Consider the following 23,433-nt stretch of genomic DNA (forward strand, 5'->3'; position numbering starts at 1 on the left):
CCATTAAATACACCGCCAGAAAACCACTGCCTTCAAACTGCGTCGTAACAGCATAGACAGAGATACAGCAAGCAACAGCCATTAATGGAAAAAATGCGAAACTAAGCGGCAATTTGCGGCATAAAAACACGAACAGGCGCCCTGCTCCATACCCCACAGCACCACCGATAATGGCTTGTTTTAAAAACACGATCAGTACCGACCAATCCAATGCTGTGTATTCGGCCAGCACACCGACCAGGGTGACGGTAAGCATTACAGCCATAGGATCGTTGCTGCCAGATTCAATTTCTAACGTGGACGCTACCCGATCTTTGATACGAATACCACGGGATTGGAAGATGGAAAAGACCGCAGCAGCATCGGTCGAGCTAAGAATAGCGCCAAGCAACAGCCCCTGCAGCCAGTGCAAGCCCAGAATCCAGGCTGCAGCAAGGCCGGTCACGGTACAGGTAACTACGACCCCAATGGTAGCAAGCATGGCCGCAGGAGCCAGCGCTACCCGGAAACGCTCCGGGTGGGTACGCATACCGCCATCAAACAGAATAATCACCAGCGCGATAGAGCCTATCAAGAATGCGACTTGTGGGTTATTAAAGGTGATGCCGCCTACCCCTTGCTCACCGGCCAGCATACCAATAATCAGAAACACCAACAGGATTGGGGCCCCGATTCGCGAGGATATCAGGGTTGCCACGATGCTGATTAAAAATAATACACCGATGACGAGGATGGTTAGATTAATGGCTTCCACGCGCTAAGGTCCCCTCCCCTAATTTGGACAATGTTTTATCAAGCAGTTTAGCTCATTGTTCATTCAATTCGTTCAGTATAGCCTGCAAGCCTGCCGCTGGATCAGCTGCTTTGGTGATAGGCCGGCCAATCACCATGTAATCAACGCCTACGGCTTTGGCTTCGCTTGGTGTCATTATACGGCGCTGATCGTCCTGGCTGCTGCCGGCCGGGCGAATGCCAGGCGTCACCAGTTGAAAGCCCTGTCCCAATTGTTGTTTAAGCAAACTGGCTTCCTGGGCGGAGCAGACCACGCCATCCAGGCCTGAGCTTTGCGCTAGAGTCGCCAGGCGCATCACTTGCTGCTCTGGCGTTTGTGTAATACCAATTTCCAGCAAATCGCTTTGTTCCATACTGGTTAGAACTGTCACACCAATCAGCAGCGGCTTATCAGCACCAAAAGATTGCAAACTTTGGGCCGCTGCTTCCATCATACGGCGGCCACCACTGGCGTGCACATTGACCATCCAGACACCAAGATCTGCGGCAGCAGCCACTGCTTTAGCGACTGTATTTGGGATATCGTGAAACTTTAAATCAAGGAAGACATCAAAGCCCCTTTGGTGCAATTGTTGCACAAAAGCAGGACCAAAGTGAGTAAACATTTCTTTGCCAACTTTTAAGCGGCACAGGCTGGGATCCAGTTGGCTGACAAAATTAAGCGCCGAAGGTTGATCGGCAAAATCCAGTGCAACCACCACCGGGCTAAGAGAAGACATGGGAACTCCTGTTTAACGACCATCGATGCCACTGATTGGCTCCACCGTCTCCCATTGCTGACAGGATGGGCACAACCAGTAGTGCTGCCGGGTTTTGAAACCACAGTTCCGGCAGCTATATAATACTTTTTTATTCAGATAATTGGCGACTAATTCGGTTACTGAATCCAGTACTTCTGCCGCAGCTTTTGAACCCTGCTTGCGCTGCTCCAACAGGGCTTTGAATAAACGAATATTGGGCTGCTGCTGCAACTTTTCCAGTAGCAATTGCTCAGCAGCTTTGTCTGAGCCTTGCTCAAGCAACCAGCAGGCCAATTCAATATGAGCACTGATGTTATTGTACTTATGGCTAAGCTGGGATAATAACTGATACCAGTCCTCATCCGGGAGTTGGCATTGTTTGACCAGTGGCAGAATATCGGCACTCCACTGCGGCTTTTCCAGCAGGATGGCTTTGTACAATGAAAACGCTTGTGCTGGCCTTTGTTGTGCCAGCGCTAGCCGGGCCAGCTCAAATCTGGGGCGGATGGCTTTTGGATAGCTCGCGACGAGTTGCTGATAAATCGCACGCGCTTGTTCAGGCTCGGCCTGCTGTTGCTGCTCACAACCTATGTTGGCCAACGCCAGACGTAAACTACCAGAACTAGTTTGCTCTACCGCATCGCGTAATTGCAGGGCTTTTTCCCATTCGTGCGTACTGATATAAAGTGCTACCAAGTGCTTCAATGCCAACTCACGCAGCACCTCTTGCCGTATCAGAGGAACCAGCAGTTTTTCGGCCCGGTCGTACAAGCCGGCCGATTGGTAATCTTTAGCCAACTCGTATTGAATTTGTTGCGCCTGGACTTTCGGTAATTTCAGTTGATGCAACTTCTCATGAATGCGGATGGCTTTGTCCCAATCACCACGGCGACGAAATAAATTGGCCAGTGCTAAATAAGTGTCGATGGTGGCTGCTTCGATGTCGAGCAAGTGCAATAGTTGCTCTATAGCTTTATCTTCTTGATCGGTTAGCAGAAAGTTTAAACCGGACGATAGGTTTTTAGTGATGTTAGTGCGATCTTTCAGTTCCTGATGCTTTACACTGTTTCGGCCCATAAACCAGCCATAAGCAGCAGCGACAGGCAGTAGCAGAAACAAAAGTTCTAACATGGATCAGGACGTCGAGGAAGGCTGCTGGTTGCGCTTTTTCAACCGGCGGCGTATGCGAAATACCATGGTAAGCACAAAACCTGTAAGCAAACCCAGTAATAAGAACAAGACGGCGACATCGACCAGCCGAAGTTGATACTGTGTATACAAAAGATCAAGTTCAACCTGTTGTTGATTGGCTGCTCCGAATAAAAAACCAGCAACCATCACAATTGCGATTACAACAGCATAAACAAGATTAACCAAGGTTCACTCCATGGCACAAGGTCGTAAAGCAAGCACAGATTACCGGATGTTGTCTTTTACTCTGTCGCGTAGCTCTTTACCTGGTTTAAAGTGCGGTACGTACTTGCCATCCAAGTCAACACGTTCGCCGGTTTTTGGATTGCGGCCGATACGGGGGGCACGGTAATGCAGCGAGAAACTACCAAAACCACGAATTTCGATGCGTTCGTTGGAAGCCAGCGAGTGCACCATTTGCTCCAAAATTTCTTTGACCGATGACTCCATATCCTTGACCTGGATATGAGGAAAATCCGTTGCCATTTTCTCTATCAATTCAGATTTAGTCATACTATCTCCTCGGCGGTCATAGAGTGGGCTGGCTGATTGCCAGCCCACACATCAAGCCAGATTACTGATCTTTTTGAGCAGCTTTAAAGGCTTCAGCCATGGCATTGGCACCAAAGTCAGTTTCTTCCTGCTTATTGATGCTATCCAGAGCTTCTTTTTCTTCCGCTTCGTCTTTCGCACGGATTGACAGGCTGATCACACGGTTTTTGCGATCCACACCCATCAGGCGAGCTTCAACTTCTTCACCTACTTTCAGGGCAGAAGTTGCATCTTCGATGCGCTCACGAGCGATATCAGAAACACGGACGTAGCCTTCAACGCCACCTTCCAGTGCAACGGTTGCGCCTTTGGCATCAACAGCGGTCACTTCACCTTTAACAATAGCACCTTTCTTGTTGTCAGCAAGGTAGTTATTGAATGGATCGTCATCCAGTTGTTTGATACCTAAAGAAATACGCTCGCGCTCAGGGTCAACTTGCAGTACAACAGCGTGTACTTCGTCACCCTTCTTGAACTCACGAACGGCTTCTTCGCCTGTGGCATTCCAAGAGATGTCAGACAGGTGAACCAGGCCGTCGATACCACCGTCCAGACCGATAAAGATACCAAAGTCAGTGATTGACTTGATCTTACCGCTGACGCGATCGTTCTTGTTGAAGCCTTTAGCAAACTCTTCCCATGGATTTGGTTTGCACTGCTTCAGACCCAGAGAAATACGACGACGCTCTTCGTCAATTTCCAGTACCATCACTTCCACAGAGTCACCCAGGTTAACAACCTTGGATGGGTGGATGTTCTTGTTGGTCCAATCCATCTCAGACACGTGTACTAAGCCTTCAACGCCTTCTTCGATTTCAACGAAGCAGCCGTAGTCAGTCAGGTTGGTTACGCGACCAGTGATTTTAGCGCCTTCAGGGTAACGTGAAGCAATAGCGGCCCACGGATCTTCACCCATTTGCTTCAGACCCAGAGAAACACGTTGCTTCTCACGGTCAAACTTCAGTACCTTCACAGGGATTTCGTCACCGACATTGACGATTTCGCTTGGATGCTTCACACGCTTCCAGGCCATATCAGTGATGTGCAGCAGGCCGTCAACGCCGCCCAGATCAACGAAAGCACCGTAGTCAGTCAGGTTCTTAACGATACCTTTAACTTCCATGCCCTCTTCCAGGTTTTCCAGCAGTTGCTCGCGCTCTGCGCTGTTTTCAGACTCGATCACCGCACGACGTGATACCACCACGTTGTTGCGCTTTTGATCCAGCTTGATTACTTTGAATTCTAGCTCTTTGTTCTCCAGGTGCAGGGTGTCACGTACCGGACGGACATCAACCAGAGAACCAGGCAGGAATGCACGAATACCATCAACTTCAACCGTGAAGCCACCTTTCACTTTACCGGTGATAACACCGTGTACAGTTTCTTTGTCTTCACAGGCTTTTTCCAGGCGCAGCCATGACTCATGACGCTTCGCTTTTTCGCGAGACAGCAGAGTTTCACCAAAACCGTCTTCGATAGCGTCCAGAGCAACGTCGATGATGTCGCCGACATTTACTTCAAGCTCGCCACTGCTGTTCTTGAATTGCTCGACTGGGATTGCTGCTTCAGACTTCAGACCAGCGTCAACCATAACGACGTCTTTCAGTACAGCAACAACGGTGCCTTTAACAATGGCGCCCGGGCGAGTTTCGATGGCTTTGAGGCTTTCCTCAAATAATTGTGCAAAATTTTCAGTCATAGGTTAGTTTTCAACATGTTTGCTCCACATTACATCCTGTGCAGTGGGGTTACCAGTTTGTCCCGGCCGGTTCCGTGGCACGGGATTTTCACTCAGTGATCAGGCCAGTTTCAGTTTGCTCTGGGCATACCGATAGACTTCGTCCAATACCTGGGTAATGTCTTTATCCGAGGAATCCAGTACCAAGGCATCGGCTGCGGCCACCAAAGGCGCTGTGGCTCTGTTGGTATCGCGCTCGTCCCTTGCCTGGATATCGTTCAAAAGGTCGCCGATTTTAACATCGAACCCCTTATTTTTCAACTGCAAAAAGCGTCTCTCGGCACGAACTTCGGCACTTGCCGTTAAAAATATTTTAACCTTGGCTTGTGGGAATACCACGGTCCCCATATCACGACCATCGGCGACCAAACCGGGTGCTTCACGAAATGCACGCTGACGGCGTAATAAGGCTTCACGCACTCTGGGTAAGGCCGCTACTTTTGAAGCCACAGCACCCACTTCTTCAGTGCGGATGGTAGAGCTAACATTCTCACCTTCCAGGATAATTTTGACATCACCGTCTTCATCGGTGTCAAATTGTACATCCAGATGAGCCGCCAAAGGTTGCACCGCGTCTTCATCTTCCGGATCGATTTGATGATGAATCGCAGCAAGCGCCAGTACCCGATAGATGGCACCGCTATCCAGAAAATGCCATCCCAGTTTCTGCGCCAACAAGCGACTAAGGGTGCCTTTTCCGGAGCCACTTGGACCATCAATGGTAATGACAGCAGCGTCTTGTTGCATTCAAGCCTCCAGGATCTTATCTCGAATTTCAGCGCGGTAGTATACAAGCTTTCATGGCAAAAAGCCTGTGAAGTTTTTAAACAAACCGCTTAGGTCCTGGTTAAAACCAAGACCTAAGCATTTGAAATGCAGAAAAACTAATGTGAAAGCGATTGAAACAAACTAAAGTAGTTTGGAAAGGTTTTACGGGTACAGTCCGGATCTTCGATGGTAACCGGAGTATCGCTTAGGGCAACCAGTGAAAAACACATCGCCATGCGATGATCATCGTAGGTAGCAATACTGGCATGCTTCAACTTGGCTGGTGGGGTTATTTTCAGATAATCCTGACCTTCCTCCACCTCAGCCCCAACTTTTTTCAACTCAGCGGCCATTGCAGCCAGCCGGTCGGTCTCTTTCACCCGCCAGTTGTAGACATTGCGGATGCAGGTTGGTCCTATGGCAAACAGCGCCGTGGTGGCGATAGTCATAGCTGCATCTGGAATGGCATTGAAATCTTTATCGATACCATGCAGCTGGTTACGTGTTACTGAAATGAAGTCCTCGCCCCACTCCACGTCAGCCCCCATTTCAGCAAGCGCGTCGGCAAAGTGAATATCGCCTTGCACGGCATTTTTACCAATACCGGTAACCGTTACGGTACCTCCACGGATAGCAGCGGCTGCTAAAAAATAAGAGGCTGATGAAGCATCACCTTCAACCAGGATGCTGCCCGGGCTTTGATAGCGTTGGTTGCCGCGGACAACAAAGCGTTGATAGTCGTCGTTTTGTACATCCACACCAAAGCGCTGTATCAGCGCCAGGGTAATATCGATGTATGGCTTAGATACCAGCTCTCCGACAATCTCGATGGTGCTGTCGCCGCTCAGCATGGGCGCGATCATGAGCAAAGCCGTCAAAAACTGGCTGGAAATGCTGCCGTTGACCCGGGCTAGCCCGCCCTGCAGCGCCTGGCCACGAATGGTCAGTGGTGGAAAACCCGGCTCCTTTTCGTACTCAATATCAGCCTGCCATTGCTGCAAGGCTTCTACCAGATGGCCAATCGGCCGCTCGTACATACGCGGCTCACCTTTTAAGTGGGCTGTAACATTGGAAGCCGCCAGGGCCGCTGTCAATGGTCGCATCGCCGTGCCAGCATTGCCTAAAAAAAGTTCTACCGGGGCACTTGCTTGAAAGAAGCCTGCTAAGCCATCTACCACACACTCGGTACGATCTGCACTCAGTTGATAGCTAACACCAAGGGCTTGCAGTGCATTGAGCATATGACGAATGTCATCGCTGTCCAGCAAGTTGGTGATGCGTGTCTGCCCTTCGGCCAGAGCCGCCAGCAGCAACACCCGATTGGAAATACTTTTCGAACCAGGCAGGTGGACAGTACCTTCGACCCGCTTGATCGGTTGCAGTGTTAAGGTGCTCATCCGTGACTCCGTTCAAAAGCCTGCATAAAGGCGATCAGCGCTTCGACCCCAGCCATCGGCATGGCATTGTAAATACTTGCACGCATGCCACCTACCAGACGATGGCCTTTGAGTGCCAGCAAGCCACTGGCTTCCGCTTCTTTAACAAAGCGCTCGTTTAGGCTGTCATCGGCCAGCATAAAAGGCACATTCATCCAGGAACGGCATGCTACTGCCACATCGTTGCGGTAAAAAGCGCTCTGATCGATAAATTGGTACAAGCGCTCTGCTTTGGCCTGATTGTGCCGGGCCATCGCTTCGACACCGCCTTGCTGCTTTAACCACTGAAACACCAGTCCTGCCAGGTACCAAGCGAAGGTAGGTGGCGTATTAAACATGCTATCGTTACTGGCCGTCAGGGCATAGTCCATGATGGAAGGAATGGCTTTGCCGCTGCCACGTGCCAGTAAGTCTTCGCGCACAATAACCAGGGTAAGGCCCGATGGGCCTATGTTCTTTTGAGCACCGGCATAGATTAAACCAAAACGGCTGACATCAATCGGCCGGGATAATATGGTAGAAGACAAGTCGGCGACAAGCGGCACTTCGGTCTTTGGCAGCTCGCTGAACTCCAGGCCATCGACGGTTTCATTCGGGCAGAAGTGCACATAATCCGCTTTTGGATTAATATCCCACTTTGTAGGCGCGAGCAAACTACGTTGACCATCTTTGTTACTGCGAATATCCAGGGTGCGAACCTGGCCGAACTTTTGCGCTTCTTCGACCGCAGCTTTGGACCAGGAACCCGATACGACATAATCGGCCTCGCCATCCTTGCTTAGCAAATTCAAAGGAACAGCGGAGAACTGACCCCGGCCACCACCGTGCATGAACAGTACTTTGTAATTGTCCGGAATGGACAACAAATCCCGTAAATCCTGCTCTGTTTTGGCGGCCATCGCCATAAATGATTTACTGCGATGACTGACTTCCATCACGGAGCAGCCATGCTGCTGCCAATTGATAAGTTCAGCTTGTGCTTGTTGCATTACTTCGACCGGCAACATAGCCGGACCGGCACAAAAATTATAGGTGGTCATGCTGTGTTCTTACTCCACACTCTTTACTGAAACAGAAACGAGCGCTAATGCGCTCGTTCATTTGAGTGTTATACCTGTTCATCATCCGCCGCTTGGTCCGGCGTTGTGCCTGTATCAGCACTGTTTTCGGCTACCTCTGCTTCATCAGCGGGTAACTCTTGCTCTTCAATTTCATCGATGCGCTGAACGCCTACCACAGACTCATCATCTGAGGTACGGATCAGAATGACACCCTGCGTATTACGGCCAACTTCCGACACTTCATGTACCCGGGTGCGAACTAGCGTGCCTTTATTGGAGATCAGCATAATTTCATCGGACTCATTCACCTGCACAGCACCAACCACCAGGCCGTTACGATCCGACACCTTGATGGAGACCACGCCTTGGGTTGCCCGGCTCTTGGCTGGGTATTCCTCAAGGGCTGTTCGCTTGCCATAGCCGTTCTCGGTAACCGTCAGTACAGCACCCTCACCCTGAGGTATGATCAAGGAGACCACAGAGCCATTTTCACGCAGTTTGATACCGCGTACACCGGTAGCTGTGCGGCCCATGGCACGCACCTGGCTCTCATCAAAGCGGACTACTTTGCCATCGTCTGAGAACAGCATGATTTCACTGTTGCCATCGGTCAGGCCAACACCAATCAATTGATCGCCTTCATTCAGGTTCACAGCAATAATGCCATTGCTACGCGGCCGGGAGTAATCGGTCAATGGGGTTTTCTTCACGGTGCCCTTAGCCGTCGCCATAAAGACAAACTTGCCTTCTTCGTACTCACGAACCGGCAGGATCGCGGTAATGCGTTCTTCCGCTTCCAGTGGCAGGATATTTACAATCGGCTTGCCACGGGAGATACGACTGGCTTGCGGTAACTGATACACTTTCAACCAGTACAGACGGCCACGATCCGAGAAACACAAAATGGTATCGTGCGTACTGGCCACCAACAGTTGATCAACGAAGTCTTCGTCTTTTACTTTGGTAGCAGCTTTGCCTTTTCCACCTCGGCGCTGCGCTTCGTAATCCGTCAACGGCTGATACTTGGCGTAGCCAAGGTGCGATAAGGTGACCACCACGTCTTCTTCGGTGATCAAATCTTCTAAGTTGATATCCAGCTCGTTTTCCAGAATTTCAGTGCGACGGGCATCGCCATACTGCTCTTTGGCAGCATGCAGCTCTTCGCAGATCACTTCCATCAAACGCTCTGAACTGCCCAGAATGTGCAACAACTCGGCAATCAGCTCCAGTAGATCTTTGTACTCAGCCAGGATCTTTTCATGCTCCAGGCCTGTCAGTTTGTGCAAGCGCAGGTCCAAAATGGCCTGAGCCTGCTGCTCGGTCAGATAGTAGTAACCATCACGAATGCCGAAATGCTCCTCCAGCCATTCAGGCCGGGCGGCATCTTGCCCTGCACGCTCCAGCATGGCGCTGACACTGCCCAGCTGCCAGCTGCGCTCAGTCAGGCCGACTTTCGCCTCTGCCGGGCTGTTGGAGGTTTTAATGAGCTCGATGATTTCATCGATGTTGGCCAGCGCAATGGCTAAACCTTCCAGGATGTGGGCCCGGTCGCGTGCTTTGCGTAAATCATAGACAGTACGGCGGGTTACCACTTCACGGCGGTGCAGCACAAAGCATTCCAGCATCTGCTTCAGACCCAGGATCTTCGGCTGGCCCTGATCCAGCGCTACCATATTGATACCAAAGACGGTTTGCATCTGGGTATTGGTATAGAGGTGATTCAGCATCACATCGCTGGACTCGCCGCGTTTGAGCTCAATTACAATGCGCATACCGTCTTTATCGGACTCATCGCGCAGGGCTGATATGCCTTCAATCCGCTTTTCTTTCACCAGTTCAGCGATTTTTTCTATCAAGCGGGCTTTATTGACCTGATAGGGCAGCTCGTTAACGATAATGGTTTCGCGGCCGGTTTTCTCATCGGTCTCAATTTCGGTGCGGGCACGGATGTAAATTTTACCCCGGCCGGTGCGGTAGGCTTCTTCGATGCCTTTGCGGCCGTTAATAATGGCCGCTGTTGGGAAATCAGGACCGGGGATCAACTGCATCAATTCAGGAATGCTGATCTCAGGGTTGGCAATCAGTGCCAGACAGGCATCAATCACTTCCGTTAAGTTGTGCGGCGGAATATTGGTAGCCATACCGACTGCTATGCCGGAGGAGCCATTGATCAACAAATTGGGTAAGCGGGTTGGTAACACGCCCGGAATTTGCTCGGTGCCGTCATAGTTCGGTACGAAGTCGACCGTTTCTTTATCAAGATCAGCCAACAGCTCATGAGCAATGCGTGCCATCCGTACTTCGGTATAACGCATTGCAGCCGCAGAGTCGCCATCAATGGAGCCAAAGTTACCCTGACCATCGACCAGCATGTAACGCAATGAAAATGGCTGAGCCATCCGGACTATGGTGTCGTATACGGCGCTGTCACCATGCGGGTGATACTTACCGATGACGTCACCGACTACACGGGCAGATTTTTTATAGGCTTTGTTCCAGTCATTGCCCAGTTCTTTCATCGCAAAAAGAACTCGGCGATGCACAGGCTTTAGGCCATCCCGGACATCCGGCAGCGCACGGCCGACGATCACGCTCATGGCGTAGTCCAGGTAGGAATTCTTCAGTTCGTCTTCTATATTGATGGGAACGATTTCTTTTGCCAGCTCAGTCATATTCGCGCTTTTTCCCTTAAATCATGGAGATAACCCGCATTTATCGCAGTTCTTAGTTGCGGGGCAACATCGGATTCTACCACATAAAATCACAGTTGCCATGGCCGATCGGTGCTGTTGTACGAAAAGTAAACCGAAGCCGCTGCTGTACTTGCAGTGGTGGTGCTTCGCCCTATAATAGCGAAAACTTCTTGGAGACTTCCCTAATGTCCGATACCCCGGCACAGCCACTACCTGGCAATGTAGATGCTGCTGAAATTGCCAAGTTTAACGACATCGCTTCGCGTTGGTGGGATCCTGATGGCGAATTTAAACCTTTGCATCTGCTCAACCCAACCCGGCTTGGCTACATCAGTGATCAACTGGGTGGTTTGTTCGGTAAGTCGGTGATTGATGTAGGTTGTGGCGGCGGTATCCTGGCGGAGAGCATGGCCCGGGCCGGAGCCAGAGTCACCGGCATTGATATGGCAGATGAAGCCTTGATGGTGGCGCGGCTGCATGCATTGGAGGCGGGTGTTAGCGTCAACTACCAGCAATCGACTGCCGAGCAATTTGCTTTAACTGCCGCAGGCCAGTTTGAGCTGGTCACCTGCATGGAAATGCTGGAGCACGTCCCTGAGCCTGCTTCCGTAGTCCAGGCTTGCGCTGATTTAGTAACGCCAGGCGGAACCGTGGTGTTTTCAACCATCAACAAAAGCTGGAAAGCTTACGCCATGGCTATTGTTGGAGCAGAGTATTTACTACGCCTGGTGCCCAGAGGCACGCATGAATATGCCAAGTTTATCCGACCGTCACAGCTGATGCGTTTTGCAGAGCAGGCAGGTCTCACCATTACTGCAGCAACCGGCCTGCACTTTAATCCGCTTAACAACAGTTTTAAAGTTGGTCCTGGCTTGGATGTAAATTACTTCGTGGTGGCGAAGAAACCGCTGATTTGATGCTTATTTAACTGGTCAGACGGGTTGATAAGAATAGTTTTTTTCAACGAAAAAAAACTTGCATTCCAGCGAAGCCAATCAGGCTTTGGCCTCGCTGCTTATTGCCAAAATATCTTAGCAAACCCCGTACCAAAACTATGGTTTTTTGTTACTTGCAAATCCAACGAATCCACACTATCTTGTGATCCAGTTAGCCGCCAACCCTATATATTGTGTATCGAAGCAGCAATAGGGGTTGAAAAAATAATCAAGCGCTTAGCAATGCTTAGTCTGGCGGCGGCATCAATTTAAATGGACGCAACAAAGTGGGTACTACAGCATGACGACATTGTATGTTACGAAGCGGGATGGCAGTCGGGAGCCATTGGATTTAGATAAAATTCATCGCGTCATTACCTGGGCAGCCGAAGGCTTGCAAAGTGTCTCGGTATCGCAGGTCGAGTTAAAATCACATATCCAATTCTACGATGGCATCAAAACTGAAGACATCCACGAAACCATCATCAAAGCAGCGGCTGATCTGATTTCTAAAAATACACCGGATTACCAATATCTGGCAGCACGCCTGGCTGTATTCCATCTGCGTAAAAAAGCCTATGGCCGCTTTGAACCACCAGCCTTGTACGACCATGTGGTACGTATGGTAGAAAATAGCCGCTACGATGCCCACTTGCTGCAGGATTACAGCAAAGCCGAACTGGAGCAACTGGACAGCTTTATTGATCATAGCCGGGATCTGAATTTCAGCTACGCTGCGGTTAAGCAGCTGGAAGGCAAGTATCTGGTACAAAACCGGGTGACCGGGCAGATTTTTGAAAGTGCCCAGTTCCTCTACATGCTGGTTGCGGCCTGTCTTTTTGCCAATTACCCGAAAGACACCCGGCTTGGCTATGTGCGCCGTTTTTACGATGCCATCTCTCTGTTCAAGCTATCCTTGCCCACGCCTATTATGGCCGGTGTGCGCACCCCTACCCGTCAGTTCAGCTCCTGCGTACTGATTGAGTGCGGTGACAGCCTCGATTCCATCAATGCCACCGCCAGCGCTATCGTTAAGTACGTCAGCCAACGGGCTGGTATTGGTATTAATGCCGGTCGCATCCGGGCGCTGGGTAGCCCAATCCGTCATGGCGAAGCTTTCCATACCGGTTGCATTCCGTTTTACAAGCATTTCCAGACGGCCGTGAAAAGCTGCTCGCAAGGTGGGGTTCGCGGCGGCGCTGCCACCTTATTTTTCCCATTGTGGCATCTGGAAGTGGAATCTCTGCTGGTTTTGAAAAACAACCGCGGTGTGGAAGAAAACCGGGTCCGTCACCTTGATTATGGCGTGCAGTTTAACCGCCTGATGTATCAGCGTTTGATCAAGGATGAAAGCATAACCCTGTTCAGCCCGTCCGATGTGCCGGGTTTGTACGATGCATTTTTTGAAGATCAGGAAAAGTTCGAACAGCTTTATGTGCAGTACGAAGCCGATGACAGTATCCGCAAAAAGCGCATTAAAGCCGTTGAGCTCTTTACCCTCTTTATGCAAGAGCGTGCCAGTACCGGCCGTATTTACCTGCAAAACGTTGATCACTGCAATACCCACAGCCCCTTTGATCCCAAAGTGGCACCGGTTCGCCAGAGCAACCTTTGCCTGGAAATTGCGCTACCGACCAAGCCACTGCGCGACGTCAATGATGAAGAAGGTGAAATTGCCCTGTGCACCCTGTCGGCCTTTAACCTCGGTGCCCTGGATAGCCTGGATGAGCTGGAAGAGTTGTCCGAGTTGATTGTTCGAGCGCTGGATAGCCTGCTGGATTATCAAGATTACCCTATTCCTGCAGCACGCAATGCCACCATGGGCCGCCGCACCTTAGGTGTTGGTGTGATCAATTACGCCTACTACCTGGCCAAAAATGGCGTGCGTTACTCCGATGGCTCGGCCAATGGTCTGACCCACCGTACCTTTGAAGCCATCCAGTATTACTTGCTGAAAGCTTCAATGCAGCTGGCAAAAGAGTTTGGTCCTTGCCCTAAGTTTAATGAAACCACCTACTCGCAAGGCGTGATGCCAATCGACAGCTACAAGAAAGATCTGGATAAAGTTTGTACTGAAGCTTTGCAACTGGATTGGGATCGGTTGCGTCAGGATGTGATGGCTTTTGGCTTGCGTAACTCGACGCTGTCGGCGCTGATGCCATCAGAGACCTCGTCGCAAATTTCCAATGCCACCAACGGCATTGAGCCGCCACGCGGCCATGTCAGTGTCAAAGCCAGTAAAGACGGTATTTTAAAACAAGTGGTACCGGAATATGAGCGCTTAAAAGCTCAGTACGAGCTGCTGTGGGACATGCCAAACAACGATGGCTATTTGGCGCTGGTTGGTATTATGCAGAAGTTTGTTGATCAGACCATCTCTGCTAACACCAACTACGATCCTAACCGTTTTGACGGTGGCCGGGTACCGATGAAGCTGTTGTTAAAAGACTTACTGACAGCTTACAAGCTTGGGGTAAAAACCTTGTACTACCACAATACCCGGGATGGTGCCTCGGATATGCAGGAAGACATGCCGGAAGCTGAAGACGACAGCTGCGCCGGCGGTGCCTGCAAAATTTAATCTGTACTGCGGGCTTAACAAAGCCCGCTTTTTTCGGTTATTGGACTTAGGAAGAGAATCACGCCATGGCGTACACCACCTTTAATCGCGAGATTAATGATCAAATGAAAGAGCCGATGTTTTTCGGCAACCCGGTCAATGTTTCCCGCTACGATCAGCAAAAGTATCCAATTTTTGAAAAGCTGATTGAAAAGCAATTGTCTTTCTTCTGGCGCCCGGAGGAAGTCGATGTCAGCAAAGATCGTATCGACTTTCAAAACCTGCCAGAGCATGAAAAGCATATTTTCTTAAGCAACCTGAAATACCAAACCTTACTGGATTCGGTACAAGGCCGTTCGCCCAATGTGGCTTTGCTGCCGCTGGTCTCCTTACCAGAGCTGGAAACCTGGATTGAAACCTGGGCTTTCAGTGAAACCATTCACAGCCGAAGCTACACCCACATAGTGCGCAATATCTCGTCCGAGCCACACAAGGTGTTCGATGACATTATGCTGAATCAGAACATCATGGAGCGGGCAGAAGATGTAACGCGTTACTATGATGACTTGATTGAATCCTTTAATTTGTACAACCTCTGTGGCAGTGGTGACCATACCGTCAATGGCCAGCGTAAAAGTGTCAGTTTGCGCGACCTGAAAAAGAAACTCTATCTTTGTCTGATGTCGGTCAATGTGCTGGAAGCCATTCGTTTTTACGTTAGCTTTGCCTGCAGCTTTGCTTTTGCCGAGCGCGAACTGATGGAAGGCAATGCCAAAATCATCAAGCTGATTGCTCGTGACGAAGCCCTGCACCTCACTGGTACTCAGCACATGCTCAATATCATTGCCGCTGGTGAGGACGACCCGGAAATGGGTCAGATCGCCAAAGAATGTGAGCAAGATGCCATCGCCATTTTCAAAAAGGCCGCCGAACAGGAAAAAGCTTGGGCAGCTTATTTGTTCAAAGATGGCTCCATGATTGGTTTGAATAAAGATATTCTGTGCCAGTATGTGGAGTACATTACCAACAACCGCATGCTGGCCATTGGCTTAAAACCGATTTACTCCACCAACCAGAACCCGATCCCCTGGATCAATGCCTGGCTGGTCTCAGACAATGTACAGGTAGCACCGCAAGAAGCAGAGATCAGCTCGTATCTGGTAGGCCAGATTGATAACCAGGTGGATTCAGGTGACTTCGGTGATTTCGATCTCTGATGTAAAGCACCATGCCTAAAGTGCAGGTGAACTCAGACACCTTCTTGGAGTATGACAAACAGGGCAATCTATTGACGGCCCTGGAGCAAGCGAAGTTCGATGTTCACTACCAGTGCCGGCAAGGTTATTGCGGTGCTTGTCGTTGCCGCCTGCTAAGCGGCAACATCCGTTATCTGCAGGAGCCTCTCGCCTTCGTTCGTCAAGGCGAATTTTTGCCCTGTTGCAGCATCCCTATCGGCGATATTGCCATTGAGCTGGTTGACTAAAAAGTCGCTCAGGGCTGGATAATGCGCTGGGTGCTGTGCAAGCTGGGATCTGGCCGACTCAGCACCTTTTGTTCACGGGCAAAATCAATGAAAGCCTGCGCGTAATTGATGTAGGTGTCCTGATAGCGATCCGATGCCATCACTTTGCCAAAGGTGGCCCAGCCATCCTGACCGGATGCAATAAAGCTGTTGGTGACGACGATGTAGCTTTCATCCATCTGCAGAGGCAACCACTGACCATTGCGCTGAACCTTCAGCGCACTAACTCGATGATTCACTGGCTGTGTCATATCGACCGTAAAGCGGATCCCCGCCCCATGAGGATACCCTCCGGTTGAAGCCCCCGGGGTGATGGAATACTCGATGGCATCTTCCAGCACCTGCTTGATTTCATGACCCTGCATATGGAGGTGGATCAAGGTATTGGAGAATGGCAGCAGTTGATAAACCTGGGCAATACTCAGCTCACCGGCGGGTAAGTCGGTGCGCACCCCACCCGCATTTTGTAGTGCAATATCTGCATGGCGGCTTTGGCTAAGAAAAGCTTTACTGACCAGATAATGCAAATCAGATTGCATAGCATCACCACAACTGGCCTCACGGGCTTCGCCCGGATCCATTCGGCACAACCGCTCAGGAATGTAGGCAATGCGTTGAGCAGCCAACTCATCAATACGGGTGCTATAGCCTTCCAGCAACTGTTGAAGCATTGGCTCAGGCTCAACCAGGCTAAGCACATCCGACGCGGCGATGTAACTTAGCACGTCAGTTCGTTCTGTGCCCGTTAACAGCTTGCCATTGCGGTTAAAGTTATCACCAAGCAGCAGATGTGGCCGTCCTTCGCAGCGCTCGACTTTGTCGCCACTAAAATGCACCACTAACTCGCCAACCACCTGAGCGTAATCTTTGCCTTGTACTATGCACACCGGATCACCATCCAGATTGGTGACCATGGTTGGGTAATCACCATCGGCCGTTAAGCCAACCTGGGCAAAATCCCCCAGCAAGCTGTGGGAGTCGCCCCCAACAATCACATCCACTTCTGGCAAGCGCTGGGCCAGCAAGATGTCATTAACGTAGCCATAATGGGTTAACAACACAATTTTACCAATGCCTTGCTGCTGCAATTTATCGATGTAATAGCGCGCCGTTTCTAGTTCATCCAAAAAGGCAGTGCTTGGCAGAGGCTGCGACGATTGGCGGGTTTTTTGCGCAATCGTCAGGCCAATAACGGCCACTTGGTGGCCTGCTATTTCATGGATGACATAAGGCTTAAATAACTCCCAATCATGGTTTGGTGCCAGCGGTGTTCCGACTTCAGGCCGGACATTGGCGGATAAAACCGGCGTTTGGCACTGCTCATCCTGCAAGTTACGGATGAACTCAGCCAGATGCGCATCGCCATCATCAAATTCGTGGTTGCCGATGGTAAAAGCATCAAAGCAGATTTCCCGCATCAGATGCGCATCTGCATCCCCCTGAAACAAACTGTAATAAAGATCACCGGTAATAGCATCACCGGCATGCAATTTCAATAAGTCTGGATGACGCTGCTGCAAGCGAGCAATTTTACTGGCTACACGCGGAAATCCACCCACCTCAACATCGGTAAATTCACCAGCAATGCGCAGTGAGATTTGCTGCTTGGCGGCCAGATTGGAATGATGATCATTGATATGCGCAATGGCCAGGGTTAGATCAGCTGGCTCCTGAGTAGGATCGGTAGCTAGCTGACTACAAGCGGTCAAGGCTATTAGCAATGAACATCCAAGCAGAGTAACTGGTCGCATAGAATCCTCAGAAAAATAAAAGCCAGCAAGGCTGGCTTTTATGACAAAATAAAGACAGCTGCATTATGGCTCAAGTTTACCATCACGGATATGTTTTTCACCTCGTTGTTTTGCCAGCTGGACCTGTTTTTGTCGCTCGGCAAAAGCTGCTTTTTGCTCTGCCGTGGTTTTATCATGGCAGTGCGGGCAACTTAAACCTTTGATGTAATGCTCCGATTGCATGTCGTGCTGCGATAGCGGCATTCGACATGCATAGCACTGATCATAACTGCCCTGCTCCAGCCCATGCTTAACCGCGACGCGCTGGTCAAATACAAAACATTCACCTTGCCACAGGCTTTGCTCAGACGGGACTTCTTCCAGATACTTCAGAATGCCACCATCCAGGTGATAGACTTCTTCAAAACCCTGCTCTTTCAAGTAAGCCGTGGATTTTTCGCAGCGGATCCCGCCGGTACAAAACATCGCGACTTTTTTGTGCTGGGCTGGATTCAGGTGGTTGGCTGCCCACTCAGGAAACTCCCGAAAAGATGTGGTGTTTGGGTTGACTGCATTTTTAAAAGTGCCAATGGCCACTTCGTAATCATTCCGGGTGTCAATCACGATGGTATCCGGATCACTGATCAACTGATTCCAAGCGTCGCCTTTTACGTATGTGCCAACGATGTGCTTAGGATCGACACTGGGAACACCCATGGTCACGATTTCTTTTTTAAGTTTTACTTTGGTGCGGTAAAACGCTGGTTCATCGGCAAAGGATTCTTTGTAGCTTAAGCCATCAAAGCGCCCTTCAGCTGCCAGCCAGGCTCGGACGGCATCAATACCGGCTCTGGAGCCACAAATGGTCCCGTTAATGCCTTCTTCGGCCAGCAACAGAGTACCTTTGACCTGATTTTCTACCAACACTTGATAGACTTTGTCTCTCAGTTGCTGGTAATCGGCTAAATGAACAAATTTATAAAGTGCAGCTACAACGTACATAAACAACCTTTTTTGCCAGTCTGGATCGCAAATCCAGCGCAAGTTTAACAGGGGCAGTATTATAGCTACTTTTGAGGTAGGAGAAAAGAAAGTGAAACTAATGAGGGTGCTGACACTGCACGGATAACTCCAGATGTTGCGTGCCATCCGTCAGTAAAATGGCATCGTCCTCTCGCCAGACGCTGAGCTCCATATGGGGTTTAAGCATTGAGCACAGCTGTTGTAATTGCTCTGGTTGAAACACGCAGCTACTGGACTTGGCGGAATACGGCATGTTGCTCAGTTGCCGTTGCTCATCCGGGTTTAAAAAAAGCACCACCTGATCGGCCAGATGACAAGCCCTGCGTAGGTACTTTTCTTCCAGCAACTCAACACTGGCCCAGAGCCTGAAGTGTTGCTGTTCATCCTGCAAAAAAATATCTGGATCTTTGCCGCTTCGATGTAGACCAGCCATCACTGCTTTGCTTTCATACAAACACAACCAGGCCAGCACCCGCCGGGCAAAATGCTCGGCGGGCTCTTCCGGGTATGGTGCCAAATAGTGACGTTGCTGCGCAAAATGATGGTGCTCAGCGCAGCTGTAATTTAAATCCAGTTTGATGACTTTAGCATTCATCAACATCGTCTTTTCCTTTCGGCTTACCATGGCGTCTTACTTAGTTTGTCGCCTGCTTTGGGCAAAAGTTTAGATAAGGCTCCAAATAAGATGCAAAGCGAGTGCCAACAAAAGTGTACCCATCACACGATCGAACCAATAGCCTTTTAACAGCAAAAAGCCACGCACCTTGACCTGAGTTAACAAAAAAGATAGCAAACAAAACCATAAAGCGGTAGCCATGGCCATATAACCGCCATAAAACAGTTTCATGCTCAGTGGAGTGTCAGGGGAAATCACTACAGCAAAAAGGGACAGGAAAAACAGGGTTGCTTTGGGGTTTAAACCATTGGTAATAAAGCCGGTAAGTAGTGCTTTCCTGGTACTTAATTGTTCAGTCACCTGCTCTTTAGCAACGGCTTGCTCAACTGCCGGTGCCCTGGCCAGAATGGCTTGTATCCCCAAATAAGCAAGGTAAAACGCAGCAAGCACACTAAAGGTCATGTACAGCCAGGGCGTGGTTTGAATCAACAAACCAATACCAACCAATGAATAGGTGACATGCAATAAAATCCCCAGACCAATACCAAAGCTGGCCGCTAAAGCCGCTTGCTTACCGAAGCGTACGGCATATCGCAGCACGATAGCGAAATCTGGTCCCGGGCTGGCAACTGCCATCAAATGAACCACCGCAATCAGTGCAAATTCAGACCAAAAACTCATGAAAAAGATACCAAAGATAGTCGATGCTGCATTGTACGCTGATGAATTCATGCAATTCAAATGAAAGGCCGTCTGGCTGGCAGAGTGCTGTGTATGTCTGAACAGAGCATTGAATTGACCGTAAAAAATACGGCATTCATCCAATTTCAGTCGATGCCAGCGGCATTAGACTTGATGCAGCACAGGAAAGCTGTAAAATGTTATAACATCACAAACCTAACATCGATGTAAAAGAAGGAAACCCGATGCGCAATTCGAAGTCGATTCTCAAACCCTCGGCCCTGGCCATAATGATAGCCTGCTCATTCTCAGCCCAGGCTATGGCCAGTCAGCAAGTCAGCGGCACAGTGCTTAATGCTCAAGGGGAACCGGTTAAAAATGCCCGCATCCATGTGCACGGTCGTCAGCAATACATCTATACCGACGCCAACGGCCGCTTTCAGTTAAATGCCCCGGCTAATGCAGAGCTGCATATCAGTGCTCCAGGTTTTGATGGCCAGTATTTGCAAGTGACCGACCCAGCCAGCGCGCTTGCGATTACTTTGCAACCAGGCGGTCAGATTGAGCGGATGATCGTCTCTGCTTCAGGCATTCATAAATACAATCTGGATATGGCTACCCCGGTCACCGTTTTATCTGGTGAGCAACTATCTCGTCGCGCTGAGCCTACCATTGGTGAAACACTGAAAAAACAACCGGGCGTTCACGCTAATTACTTTGGTCCTGTCGCATCCAGCCCGGTGATCCGTGGTCTGGATGGCCCGCGCGTGCGCATTTTGAATAACGGCCTGGATACTGGCGATGTCTCCCGGATTGGTCCGGATCACGCCATTATGGCGGATGCCCTGACCACGGAGCAAATCGAAGTACTGCGCGGCCCTGCAACTTTGTTGTATGGCAGTGGTGCCATTGGTGGTGTCGTCAACGTGGTGGATAACCGTATTCCGCGTCAGCTACGGCCGCAATCCGATACCGTGGTTGAAACCCGCTACAACAGCGTATCTGACGAAAAAACCGTGGCTTTAAACCATGATGGTAGCCGCAATCAAATCGCCTGGCATTTGGATGGTCTGCATCGCAACGCGGATGATTACAAAGTACCGCACTTTACCAACAGTGATGGTGATCACGAAGATGAAATCGACAACAGCTGGGTTGAAACCAGCAGCATCAACGCCGGCTTAAGCTATATCGGTAGTCGCGGCTTGATTGGATTCCACATGGGCCGCACCGAATCCGAGTACGGCATTCCTGGCCATGATCATGCGCACGGTCATGACGCTCATGATGACCATGATCATGGCCACGATCACGGACATGGCCATCATGACAGCCACGGTAGCCATGACGATGATGTGTTTGCCAAGGCCCGGCAGAATCGCTTTAACCTGGCTGGTGAGTATTACGATCCCTTTGCTGGCATTGAGACCATCGCCTTTAACCTGGGCTACACCGATTACGAGCACAGTGAAATTGAAGATGGTCATGTAGCTACCTTCTTTGGCAGCAAAACTCTGGAGTCCCGCATCACGCTAGAGCATGAACCATTGGCTGGTTGGCACGGTATTTTCGGCTACCACTTGCTGCGCAATGATTACACCGCGTCGGGTGAAGAGGCCTTTACGCCAGATTCAGAAACCACCAGTCATGCTCTCTTTGTGCTTGAAGAAAAGCGTTTTGGTGATTTAACCCTGCAATTGGGTGGTCGTTTGGAACGGGTAAAATACCACGCTGACGGTATTGAATTTGGTCATCAGGATCATGATCACAGCCATGGCCACGATCACGGCCATAGCGATCATGATGACCATGAACATGTCGAAGCCAGCTTTACCGCCACCAGCTTGTCAGCAGGCCTAGTTTGGGAGTTTCAACCTGGTTTCTCCTGGGCTTTTGCTGCCAGTCGTTCTGAGCGGGCGCCGAGTGCTGCTGAGCTTTATGCCAATGGCGCACATTTAGCTACCGGCACCTATGAGTTGGGCTTAGCTTATGTGCTGGATCATCACGATGGCGATATCGAGCCAAACCGTGAGCGCTTCCATAAGGAAGTGGCGAATAACCTGGATCTGACTTTCCGCAAATTTGATGGCAACCTGAGCTTGACCTACAACTTCTTCTACAACCGGGTCAATAACTACATTTACCTAGCCAATACTGGTTTGCACATGGATGATTTAGGTGGCGATCACCATGGACATGATCACGGTCACGACCATGGGCATGACCACGGCCATGGCCACGATGATCACAGCGATCATGGTTTCCCGGTACTGCAGTACCGTCAGGATGATGCGGTGTTGTATGGCTTTGAGTTTGAGCTGGCTTACTACCTGGATCAGGCTCAATCGGTGCATTTATTTGCTGATCAGGTCCGTGCCAAAGTACGTAGTGGCGACGACTTACCACGTATTCCACCGATGAAACTGGGCGCTGAGTACCGTTACCAGGCGCAAAACTGGAGTGGTGAAGTAGGCTTAACCCGCTATGCCCGTCAGAATCGGGTCAGCCCTTTGGAAAGCCGTACTGCTGGTTACACCCTGCTGGATGCAACCTTCAGTTACTACTTTGATTTCAGTGATGTGGAAATGACTGCCTTTGTTCGTGGTACCAACCTGACCAATCGACTTGGCTTCGTTCACAGCTCTTTCATCAAAGAAGATGCTCCTCTGCCAGGACGAGCCATCACAGTAGGATTACGCGCTCGCTTCTAATGGCGTAAAAATTGAACGGCCTCATAGCATGAGGCCGTTTTTTTATGGAAACTCCAACACCATTTCAGCCGCCGTGCAATGGCACTCTTTGCCACAGACCGGACAATCGTAGCCACTGCTTTGCAGGGATAAGGCTAACCATTTATCCTGATGTACTGCAAGCAAGCGTCCGCCTGCTTTGGTAAAGTAGCGCACGGCACTGTTGCCAGGACTTTGCATCCATAAATGCGCCAAACCAGCCTCTGCGCCTTGTTGCTGCAATACCTCAATAGACGCCTGCAACAACCGACTGCCGATCCCCTGCCCCTGAACACGAGGATCAACGGCTACTGATTTAAAGTACGCCATTTTACTTGCCGCAACAGGCCAAAGCTGAGGATTGCACCATTCATCGGCTTTCCAATGCTCTGCAGAAAAACTGAGGCGGTAGCCAACCAACTTACCTTCCAGATAAGCGACAAAGCTAGCATTGAGCCCTGCGGCCAGACCTCGCCGTAGATAATCTTCCAGCTTAGGTTTATCCAGATAACCAGCGCCATGCACCTGATTCGCCAATGTCAGCAGCGCTTTTTGATCGGATGCCCGATAGGGCCGAATAAGCATAACCGTACCTCACTCACATCTTACCATTGCAATCGATTGCTCAGCTTTTAATAAGCCCTGTCCCCAATCAAGCAAATTCCA

At 50.2% G+C, this 23,433-nt stretch carries 20 protein-coding genes; 5 read left to right on the forward strand and 15 right to left on the reverse strand.

What is annotated here, in order from left to right; all coding sequences use genetic code 11:
- From JJU14_RS03505 to gyrA, 10 genes are all read right to left on the reverse strand, one after another.
- On the reverse strand, positions 1 to 754 hold a 754-nt coding region (locus JJU14_RS03505), incomplete at its 3' end, for a potassium/proton antiporter (RefSeq protein WP_228611221.1).
- Between the two features lie 52 nt (positions 755 to 806).
- Positions 807 to 1,511, reverse strand: a complete 705-nt coding sequence (gene pyrF, locus JJU14_RS03510; protein ID WP_228611222.1) for an orotidine-5'-phosphate decarboxylase — start codon at positions 1,509 to 1,511, stop codon at positions 807 to 809.
- Positions 1,512 to 1,523: 12 nt separating this feature from the next.
- Positions 1,524 to 2,663, reverse strand: a complete 1,140-nt coding sequence (locus tag JJU14_RS03515; RefSeq protein WP_228611223.1) for a tetratricopeptide repeat protein — start codon at positions 2,661 to 2,663, stop codon at positions 1,524 to 1,526.
- 3 nt (positions 2,664 to 2,666) lie between these two features.
- On the reverse strand, positions 2,667 to 2,870 hold the full coding sequence (locus JJU14_RS16695) for a lipopolysaccharide assembly protein LapA domain-containing protein (protein WP_366914874.1): 204 nt from the start codon (positions 2,868 to 2,870) through the stop codon (positions 2,667 to 2,669).
- Between the two features lie 78 nt (positions 2,871 to 2,948).
- On the reverse strand, positions 2,949 to 3,236 hold the full coding sequence (gene ihfB, locus JJU14_RS03520; protein ID WP_091345029.1) for an integration host factor subunit beta: 288 nt from the start codon (positions 3,234 to 3,236) through the stop codon (positions 2,949 to 2,951).
- Positions 3,237 to 3,297: 61 nt separating this feature from the next.
- Positions 3,298 to 4,974 (reverse strand): 30S ribosomal protein S1, encoded by a 1,677-nt coding sequence (gene rpsA / locus JJU14_RS03525; RefSeq protein ID WP_228611224.1) that lies wholly within the window; start codon positions 4,972 to 4,974, stop codon positions 3,298 to 3,300.
- 99 nt (positions 4,975 to 5,073) lie between these two features.
- Entirely contained in the window at positions 5,074 to 5,760 is a 687-nt protein-coding gene (gene cmk, locus JJU14_RS03530) for a (d)CMP kinase (RefSeq protein ID WP_228611225.1), read from the reverse strand.
- 137 nt (positions 5,761 to 5,897) lie between these two features.
- Complete coding sequence (aroA, locus tag JJU14_RS03535) at positions 5,898 to 7,178, reverse strand: 3-phosphoshikimate 1-carboxyvinyltransferase (protein ID WP_228611226.1); 1,281 nt, start codon at positions 7,176 to 7,178, stop codon at positions 5,898 to 5,900.
- On the reverse strand, positions 7,175 to 8,257 hold the full coding sequence (gene serC, locus JJU14_RS03540; RefSeq protein WP_228611227.1) for a 3-phosphoserine/phosphohydroxythreonine transaminase: 1,083 nt from the start codon (positions 8,255 to 8,257) through the stop codon (positions 7,175 to 7,177). The genes aroA and serC overlap by 4 nt, the downstream gene beginning before the upstream one ends.
- A 68-nt stretch (positions 8,258 to 8,325) precedes the next feature.
- Positions 8,326 to 10,950 (reverse strand): DNA topoisomerase (ATP-hydrolyzing) subunit A, encoded by a 2,625-nt coding sequence (gyrA, locus tag JJU14_RS03545; protein ID WP_228611228.1) that lies wholly within the window; start codon positions 10,948 to 10,950, stop codon positions 8,326 to 8,328.
- A 206-nt stretch (positions 10,951 to 11,156) separates the two neighbouring features.
- On the opposite strand from gyrA, the gene ubiG reads away from it, so the two are divergent.
- The 4 genes from ubiG to yfaE all read left to right on the forward strand — a co-directional run bounded on the left by ubiG (position 11,157) and on the right by yfaE (position 15,949).
- Positions 11,157 to 11,888, forward strand: coding sequence for a bifunctional 2-polyprenyl-6-hydroxyphenol methylase/3-demethylubiquinol 3-O-methyltransferase UbiG (gene ubiG / locus JJU14_RS03550; RefSeq protein WP_228611229.1), 732 nt, complete (start codon positions 11,157 to 11,159; stop codon positions 11,886 to 11,888).
- A gap of 319 nt (positions 11,889 to 12,207) precedes the next feature.
- Complete coding sequence (gene nrdA / locus JJU14_RS03555; protein ID WP_228611230.1) at positions 12,208 to 14,487, forward strand: class 1a ribonucleoside-diphosphate reductase subunit alpha; 2,280 nt, start codon at positions 12,208 to 12,210, stop codon at positions 14,485 to 14,487.
- Between the two features lie 65 nt (positions 14,488 to 14,552).
- Complete coding sequence (gene nrdB, locus JJU14_RS03560; protein ID WP_228611231.1) at positions 14,553 to 15,683, forward strand: class Ia ribonucleoside-diphosphate reductase subunit beta; 1,131 nt, start codon at positions 14,553 to 14,555, stop codon at positions 15,681 to 15,683.
- An 11-nt stretch (positions 15,684 to 15,694) separates the two neighbouring features.
- The gene (yfaE, locus tag JJU14_RS03565) at positions 15,695 to 15,949 is read left to right on the forward strand and encodes a class I ribonucleotide reductase maintenance protein YfaE (RefSeq protein ID WP_228611232.1); all 255 of its coding nucleotides are present in this window, start codon (positions 15,695 to 15,697) and stop codon (positions 15,947 to 15,949) included.
- An 8-nt stretch (positions 15,950 to 15,957) separates the two neighbouring features.
- Here yfaE and JJU14_RS03570 read toward each other — a convergent pair whose 3' ends face one another.
- The 4 genes from JJU14_RS03570 to JJU14_RS03585 form a co-directional block, all read right to left on the reverse strand.
- Positions 15,958 to 17,739, reverse strand: coding sequence for a 5'-nucleotidase C-terminal domain-containing protein (locus JJU14_RS03570; RefSeq protein WP_228611233.1), 1,782 nt, complete (start codon positions 17,737 to 17,739; stop codon positions 15,958 to 15,960).
- Between the two features lie 63 nt (positions 17,740 to 17,802).
- Positions 17,803 to 18,720: a rhodanese-related sulfurtransferase gene (locus JJU14_RS03575; protein WP_091345051.1), complete on the reverse strand. Its 918-nt coding sequence runs from the start codon at positions 18,718 to 18,720 to the stop codon at positions 17,803 to 17,805.
- A gap of 97 nt (positions 18,721 to 18,817) precedes the next feature.
- On the reverse strand, positions 18,818 to 19,342 hold the full coding sequence (locus JJU14_RS03580; RefSeq protein ID WP_228611234.1) for a YaeQ family protein: 525 nt from the start codon (positions 19,340 to 19,342) through the stop codon (positions 18,818 to 18,820).
- Positions 19,343 to 19,405: 63 nt separating this feature from the next.
- Positions 19,406 to 20,038, reverse strand: a complete 633-nt coding sequence (locus JJU14_RS03585; RefSeq protein WP_228611235.1) for a LysE family translocator — start codon at positions 20,036 to 20,038, stop codon at positions 19,406 to 19,408.
- Positions 20,039 to 20,283: 245 nt separating this feature from the next.
- Between JJU14_RS03585 and JJU14_RS03590 the strand changes: the two genes are divergently transcribed.
- On the forward strand, positions 20,284 to 22,749 hold the full coding sequence (locus JJU14_RS03590) for a TonB-dependent receptor (RefSeq protein WP_228611236.1): 2,466 nt from the start codon (positions 20,284 to 20,286) through the stop codon (positions 22,747 to 22,749).
- A 42-nt stretch (positions 22,750 to 22,791) separates the two neighbouring features.
- Here the strand turns inward: JJU14_RS03590 and JJU14_RS03595 are convergent, their stop codons facing one another.
- Entirely contained in the window at positions 22,792 to 23,352 is a 561-nt protein-coding gene (locus JJU14_RS03595; protein ID WP_228611237.1) for a GNAT family N-acetyltransferase, read from the reverse strand.
- Positions 23,353 to 23,433: the final 81 nt, after the last annotated feature.

Source organism: Alkalimonas sp. (genome assembly GCF_020831925.1).
Lineage (GTDB): Bacteria > Pseudomonadota > Gammaproteobacteria > Enterobacterales > Alteromonadaceae > Alkalimonas.

Bases quoted from the DNA above. Each gene is read 5' to 3' on its own strand.
- pyrF (WP_228611222.1), bottom strand. From the start codon at position 1,511: ATGTCTTCTCTTAGCCCGGTGGTGGTTGCACTGGATTTTGCCGATCAA.
- JJU14_RS16695 (WP_366914874.1), bottom strand. From the start codon at position 2,870: ATGGTTGCTGGTTTTTTATTCGGAGCAGCCAATCAACAACAGGTTGAA.
- JJU14_RS03570 (WP_228611233.1), bottom strand. From the start codon at position 17,739: ATGCGACCAGTTACTCTGCTTGGATGTTCATTGCTAATAGCCTTGACC.
- aroA (WP_228611226.1), bottom strand. From the start codon at position 7,178: ATGAGCACCTTAACACTGCAACCGATCAAGCGGGTCGAAGGTACTGTC.
- JJU14_RS03575 (WP_091345051.1), bottom strand. From the start codon at position 18,720: ATGTACGTTGTAGCTGCACTTTATAAATTTGTTCATTTAGCCGATTAC.
- yfaE (WP_228611232.1), top strand. From the start codon at position 15,695: ATGCCTAAAGTGCAGGTGAACTCAGACACCTTCTTGGAGTATGACAAA.
- ubiG (WP_228611229.1), top strand. From the start codon at position 11,157: ATGTCCGATACCCCGGCACAGCCACTACCTGGCAATGTAGATGCTGCT.
- JJU14_RS03595 (WP_228611237.1), bottom strand. From the start codon at position 23,352: ATGCTTATTCGGCCCTATCGGGCATCCGATCAAAAAGCGCTGCTGACA.
- cmk (WP_228611225.1), bottom strand. From the start codon at position 5,760: ATGCAACAAGACGCTGCTGTCATTACCATTGATGGTCCAAGTGGCTCC.
- ihfB (WP_091345029.1), bottom strand. From the start codon at position 3,236: ATGACTAAATCTGAATTGATAGAGAAAATGGCAACGGATTTTCCTCAT.
- JJU14_RS03580 (WP_228611234.1), bottom strand. From the start codon at position 19,342: ATGTTGATGAATGCTAAAGTCATCAAACTGGATTTAAATTACAGCTGC.
- nrdB (WP_228611231.1), top strand. From the start codon at position 14,553: ATGGCGTACACCACCTTTAATCGCGAGATTAATGATCAAATGAAAGAG.
- JJU14_RS03585 (WP_228611235.1), bottom strand. From the start codon at position 20,038: ATGAGTTTTTGGTCTGAATTTGCACTGATTGCGGTGGTTCATTTGATG.
- JJU14_RS03515 (WP_228611223.1), bottom strand. From the start codon at position 2,663: ATGTTAGAACTTTTGTTTCTGCTACTGCCTGTCGCTGCTGCTTATGGC.
- JJU14_RS03590 (WP_228611236.1), top strand. From the start codon at position 20,284: ATGCGCAATTCGAAGTCGATTCTCAAACCCTCGGCCCTGGCCATAATG.
- serC (WP_228611227.1), bottom strand. From the start codon at position 8,257: ATGACCACCTATAATTTTTGTGCCGGTCCGGCTATGTTGCCGGTCGAA.
- nrdA (WP_228611230.1), top strand. From the start codon at position 12,208: ATGACGACATTGTATGTTACGAAGCGGGATGGCAGTCGGGAGCCATTG.
- gyrA (WP_228611228.1), bottom strand. From the start codon at position 10,950: ATGACTGAGCTGGCAAAAGAAATCGTTCCCATCAATATAGAAGACGAA.
- rpsA (WP_228611224.1), bottom strand. From the start codon at position 4,974: ATGACTGAAAATTTTGCACAATTATTTGAGGAAAGCCTCAAAGCCATC.